This window comes from Bianquea renquensis, from assembly GCF_014384895.1.
In the GTDB taxonomy this organism is placed as follows: domain Bacteria; phylum Bacillota; class Clostridia; order Lachnospirales; family Bianqueaceae; genus Bianquea; species Bianquea renquensis.
Genome location: NZ_JACRSQ010000072.1, coordinates 1 through 2265 on the forward strand (window position 1 = coordinate 1; position 2265 = coordinate 2265).

The window sequence follows — 2265 nt, forward strand, 5'->3', positions numbered from 1 at the left end:
ATTCGTAAAGTGTTATACTTTATGCAAAATCAAAGGGCACAAATTGTAAAAAAGAACAAACCCGAGTTCGTGCAGAGTGCCGAAAACAAAGAGAGAAGGGGTTGGTCAAATGCCAGGTATGGCGGTGGGAAAGAAGCCCAAAAAGTCAATCAAGCTATTTTTCATGCTGGTACCATGTTTGCTGTTTGTCTTTATATTCTCGTATCTTCCATTGCGGGGATGGATATACGCCTTTACAGATTATAAGGCAGGGTTGCCCTGGAGCAAAGTGAATTTTGTTGGGTTGGAGAATTTCACAAAAATGTTTGCCAACGAGGCGCTGAGGTCGAAGGTGGGGCAAGTGATGATCAACACCGTGGCTATGGCAGGGCTGAATATCCTGTTCTCGCCATTGGCCGCGATCTTTGCGATCTTTCTCAATGAGATGAGGTCACGGAAGTATCAGCGGGTGGTGCAGTCGCTGACGACCCTACCGCATTTCATCAGCTGGGTAATCATGTATTCGGTAGCGTTCTTCATGCTGTCCAATTCAGGATTTGTGAACACGCTGTTGATCAAGATGGGAATCCTGGAGACGCCGATCAATTTTCTGGCGACGCCGAACCATGTGTGGATCACGATGAAGGGATACGACATATGGAAGGGACTGGGATGGAGTGCGATCATCTACTTAGCGGCCATAGCGGGGATTGACCAGGAACAGTACGAGGCGGCGATGATCGACGGGGCGAGCCGGATGCAGAAGATCTGGTATATCACAGTGCCGGGATTGTTTTCGACATATTTCGTGTTGTTGATCATGAGCATAGGAAACTTTCTAAACACAGGGATGGAACAATTCTATGTGTTCCAGAATGCCATGAATAAAGAGCATATCGAAGTGCTGGACCTGTATGTGTACAATTTAGGAATCGGAACGAGCAACAATATCCCCTTTGCGACGGCAGTGGGAATCATGAAGTCGGGGATAGCGCTACTCCTCTTTGCCTTTGCGAACTTTTTATCGAAGAAGGTACGAGGGACCAGCGTATTCTGATACGGAGAGAGAAGGAAGGAGGAGCGAAATGGGAGAGAAGGAAAAAGTGGCGAAGGTCAGAGAGATCTCGGGACGAAGGAAGAATAAAATCAAGTATTCGGTAGGGGATCACATCTTTCAGATCATAAACTATACGGTGTTTACATTGATCACGCTGATCTGCGTGTACCCCTTTTACTATATAGTCATCAACACCATAAGCGACAACAAGCTGGTGGACTTAGGGCGGGTGATGTTCTATCCCATCGGGCTGCACTTTGACAACTATGTGAATATCATGAAGCTGCCGAATATGGGGACAGGAGCCATCAACTCGGTGGCGAGGACGGTGATCGGGACGGTATTGTGTACGCTGATCACATCGTATATGGCATATCTCTTCACCAAAGAGGAACTGTGGGGGAGAAAGGTGTGGTACCGGCTGACGGTGGCGACGATGTACTTCAGCGCAGGCTTGATCCCGGTATACTTAAACATCAAGATGCTGGGGTTGATGGACACCTTTTGGGTGTATATCATCCCGAGTCTGATATCGGTATACAACATGGTGCTGGTGAAGACGTACATAGAGTCGCTGCCGGCATCGCTGGAAGAGTCAGCGCAGATCGATGGGGCGGGGTATTTCCGACGATTTGCAGTGATCGTGCTGCCGCTGTGTGTGCCGATCTTGGCGACGATCGCGCTGTACAGTGCGGTAGGGCATTGGAATAACTTCATGGACTGTTTGCTCTACATCCAGTCGCCGAAGCTGTACACCCTGCAGTATATTCTGAACATGTACTTCCGGCAGGCGGCGCAGCTGGCCCAGCAGATCGCCAACGGGACAGTGAGCGCGAATGAACAGGCATTGAACGCGTTGACGCCGACGTCGGTGAAGCTGACGGTGACGGTGGTAATCACGGTGCCGATACTCCTGGTGTATCCGTTTGTGCAGAGGTATTTTGTGAAAGGAATCATGGTGGGAGCGGTGAAGGGATAAGAGGGATTGCAATCACGGCGGCGGAAAACGCAGGCGTGTGCAATATATACAACAAAAAATAAGGAGGAACAAGGAATGAGGAAACGAGCAAAACAAGTGCTGGTTTTGGCGTTAGCACTCAGCATGCTGGCAGGGTTGAGCATGGGATGCAAGAAAGACGACAACAGCAGCACGGCGGATAGCAGTACCAGCAATCAGAGCTCCAATCAAAGTTCTGAGGCGGATTCGACGCCGAGCACGGGAGAGATCG

3 protein-coding genes are annotated in these 2265 nt (G+C 49.6%); all 3 read left to right on the plus strand.

From position 1 onward, the window contains the following. Positions 1 to 246: hypothetical protein (locus tag H8730_RS17170; protein ID WP_249290273.1), on the plus strand; the 246-nt coding region annotated here is incomplete at its 5' end. A gap of 55 nt (positions 247 to 301) precedes the next feature. Continuing rightward, complete coding sequence (locus H8730_RS17175) at positions 302 to 1036, plus strand: ABC transporter permease subunit (RefSeq protein ID WP_249290274.1); 735 nt, start codon at positions 302 to 304, stop codon at positions 1034 to 1036. A gap of 28 nt (positions 1037 to 1064) precedes the next feature. Then, positions 1065 to 2015, plus strand: coding sequence for a carbohydrate ABC transporter permease (locus tag H8730_RS17180; RefSeq protein ID WP_249290275.1), 951 nt, complete (start codon positions 1065 to 1067; stop codon positions 2013 to 2015). The last annotated feature ends 250 nt before the right edge of the window (positions 2016 to 2265 follow it).

Coding starts and splice junctions, on each gene's coding strand:
- H8730_RS17175 (WP_249290274.1), top strand. CDS start 302: ATGTTTGCCAACGAGGCGCTGAGGTCGAAGGTGGGGCAAGTGATGATC.
- H8730_RS17180 (WP_249290275.1), top strand. CDS start 1,065: ATGGGAGAGAAGGAAAAAGTGGCGAAGGTCAGAGAGATCTCGGGACGA.